Below are 2,719 nucleotides of genomic sequence, written 5' to 3'. Positions count from 1 at the left end.
CGGCCGAATAGTCGAAGCCGGCCTCGGAGCCCTTCGGCCGTCCGACCACGCCGTAGAGATTCGGGCCGACGCGGTTCGGCTCGCCCTTCCCGAAAGTGTGGCAGGCCTGGCACTTCTTGGCGGAATTGGCGCCCTTGTCGGCCGACGCGCTCGCGAGCAGCTTCTCGATCGGCTCCTCCGGCTCGGCCTTCGCCTGCTGGCCGGCTCCGCCGGCATGCTCGGTGACGGCGACCTCCATGCCGGGCTTTGCCGGCTTGATCGGCGCGAACATCGCACCCGCTGCGATATTCAGCGACAACAGCACCAGGCAGGTGAACAGCAACGCACCCAGGATCTTGTTGATTTCGAAGGAGTCCATTGCGGCTCGGTCCCCGAGGCTTGGAAGAGAAGAAGAGCGGAATCGGCGCTTTTTCGAGCGCCTTGCAGGGCGGACACATAGCCGGTTTGCCGCCGGGCTGGCAACCCGTGTAGACAATCCGCGAGCAACTTTGACAGAGCACAGAAGCTGCTGGCCAAGCAGCGATTTTCATGGGTTCCGACGTCGTCATTCTGATCCCGGCCCGCATGGCCTCGACCCGCCTGCCGGGCAAGCCGCTGATGGAGATCTGCGGCCTGCCGATGATCGTCCATGTCTTGCGCCGCGCCGAGGAAGCCGGAATCGGCCGGGTGGCCGTCGCCACCGATACGCCGGAAATCGCGACCGCCGTGCAGGCCCATGGCGGCGAGGCGGTCATGACGCGCGCCGATCATCCCTCCGGCTCGGACCGGATTTTTGAGGCGCTGGAACAGCTCGATCCCCGACGCGAGGCGGAAATTGTCGTCAACCTGCAGGGCGACTTTCCGACCATTACTCCCAACAACATCCGGGATGTGCTGGCGCCGCTCGCCGACCCCGCGGTCGATATCGCCACTCTTGCCGCCGAGATCCACACCGAGGAGGAGAACAACGCTCCGAGCGTGGTCAAGGCCGTCGGAACCTCGCTGGGGGGTAAGCGGATGCGCGCGCTCTATTTCACCCGCGCCACGGCGCCCCATGGCGACGGCCCGCGCTACCATCATATCGGCCTCTACGCCTATCTCCGCGCGGCGCTCGAACGGTTCGTCAAGCTGCCGCCCTCGCCACTTGAGCAGCAGGAGAAGCTCGAACAGCTGCGCGCGCTGGAAGCGGGCATGCGCATCGATATCACCATTGTCGACACCGTGCCGCGCGGCGTCGACACCGCGCCCGATCTCGAAATGGCGCGCAGAATCCTTTCCAAACGCTAGACGGCTGTTACAAGGCGCCCAAACAAGACGACGCGACACACCGAGATGACCAAGACGCTGAAAATCGCATTCCAGGGCGAGCCGGGAGCCAACTCCCATATCGCCATCACCGAAGCCTATCCGGACGCAGAGGCGCTGCCCTGCCCGACCTTCGAGGACGCGCTTGCCGCGATCAGTTCCGGCGAGGCCGATCTCGGCATGATTCCGATCGAGAACTCGGTGGCGGGGCGCGTCGCCGACATCCATCACCTCCTGCCGGCCTCGGGGCTCTACATCATCGGCGAATGGTTCTTGCCGGTGCGCCACCAATTGATGGCGCTGAAGGGCGTCAAGCTTTCGGACATCAGGACGGTCGAAAGCCATGTCCATGCGCTCGGCCAGTGCCGCCGCATCATCCGCAAGCTCGGCCTCAAGCCGATCGTGGCCGCCGATACCGCGGGCAGCGCGCGCGACATCGCCGAGCGCGGCGACAAGAGCGTCGCCGCCATCGCCTCGCGCCTTGCGGCAAAAATCTATGGCCTCGACATTTTGGCCGAGGACATCGAGGACGAGGACCACAACACCACCCGCTTCGTCGTGCTGGCGCGCGAGGCCAAATGGGCCGCGCAGGGTTCCTCGCCGCTGGTCACCACTTTTGTCTTCCGGGTGCGCAACCTGCCAGCCGCGCTCTACAAGGCGCTGGGCGGCTTTGCCACCAACGGCGTCAACATGACCAAGCTCGAAAGCTACATGGTCGACGGCAATTTCTTCGCCACCCAGTTCTATGCGGATGTCGACGGTCATCCCGACGACAAGGGGCTCGCCTTCGCGCTGGAGGAGCTGAAATTCTTCTCGCGCGAGTTCCGCATCATCGGGGTCTATCCGGGGCATCCGTTCCGCGCGACATTCAGCGAAAAGCTGGATTGATCTCTGTCGCCCCGGCGAAAGCCGGGGCTCATAACCACAGGCCGACCTGCTTGAGCACGGCGTCCGCCAATGTGTCTCATACGCGGTATGGGTCCCGGCTCGGCGCGCGCAAGAGCGCGCTTGGCCGGGACGACGGATGGCTGCATTCATGCCGCTGCCTTCTCGGCAAGCCCGAACGCCTCCGCGAGCAGCGAATAGGACTTTTTCCGCGCCTCGTGATCGAACATGGCTGATATCACCATCAGTTCGTCGGGCTGGCTGGCAGCAATCAGCGGATCGAGCTTCTGCATCACAGTCGCTGACGACCCGACGAACAGCCGCGTGCGGTTGCGCGCGATCGAGGCCCGCTCGGCGTCGGTGTAAGGATAGGCCAGCGCCTCCTCCGGGCTCGGCAGCGGCAGATACTGGCCGCGGTCGCGGCGCAGCCGGTTGAGATCCATTGAGGAGGCGAGCCGCTCGGCTTCAGCGTCGCTTTCCGCCGTGACAATGGCGACCGCGAGGATCGCATACGGCGCAGTGCGCCAGCCCGAGGGCTTGAAACGCGTGC

General features: G+C 65.0%; 3 protein-coding genes and 1 pseudogene. 2 read left to right on the top strand and 2 right to left on the bottom strand.

Annotation, left to right across the window (positions count from 1 at the left end; genetic code table 11):
- Positions 1-358: c-type cytochrome (locus JOZ76_RS19390; protein ID WP_291700894.1), on the bottom strand; the 358-nt coding region annotated here is incomplete at its 3' end.
- A 170-nt stretch (positions 359-528) separates the two neighbouring features.
- Here JOZ76_RS19390 and JOZ76_RS19385 point away from each other — a divergent pair.
- Both JOZ76_RS19385 and JOZ76_RS19380 read left to right on the top strand, forming a co-directional pair.
- Complete coding sequence (locus JOZ76_RS19385) at positions 529-1,266, top strand: 3-deoxy-manno-octulosonate cytidylyltransferase (protein WP_291700892.1); 738 nt, start codon at positions 529-531, stop codon at positions 1,264-1,266.
- A gap of 45 nt (positions 1,267-1,311) precedes the next feature.
- Positions 1,312-2,172: a prephenate dehydratase gene (locus JOZ76_RS19380; RefSeq protein ID WP_291700890.1), complete on the top strand. Its 861-nt coding sequence runs from the start codon at positions 1,312-1,314 to the stop codon at positions 2,170-2,172.
- A 146-nt stretch (positions 2,173-2,318) separates the two neighbouring features.
- On the opposite strand, the pseudogene JOZ76_RS19375 reads toward JOZ76_RS19380, so the two are convergent.
- A pseudogene (locus JOZ76_RS19375) lies at positions 2,319-2,719 on the bottom strand (LLM class flavin-dependent oxidoreductase); the annotation flags it as partial.

Origin of the sequence: Bradyrhizobium sp. (assembly GCF_019244115.1) — a bacterium.
GTDB lineage: Bacteria > Pseudomonadota > Alphaproteobacteria > Rhizobiales > Xanthobacteraceae > Bradyrhizobium.
This window is presented reverse-complemented; position numbering and strand designations above follow the sequence as displayed.

Bases quoted from the DNA above. Each gene is read 5' to 3' on its own strand.
- JOZ76_RS19385 (WP_291700892.1), top strand. From the start codon at position 529: ATGGGTTCCGACGTCGTCATTCTGATCCCGGCCCGCATGGCCTCGACC.
- JOZ76_RS19380 (WP_291700890.1), top strand. From the start codon at position 1,312: ATGACCAAGACGCTGAAAATCGCATTCCAGGGCGAGCCGGGAGCCAAC.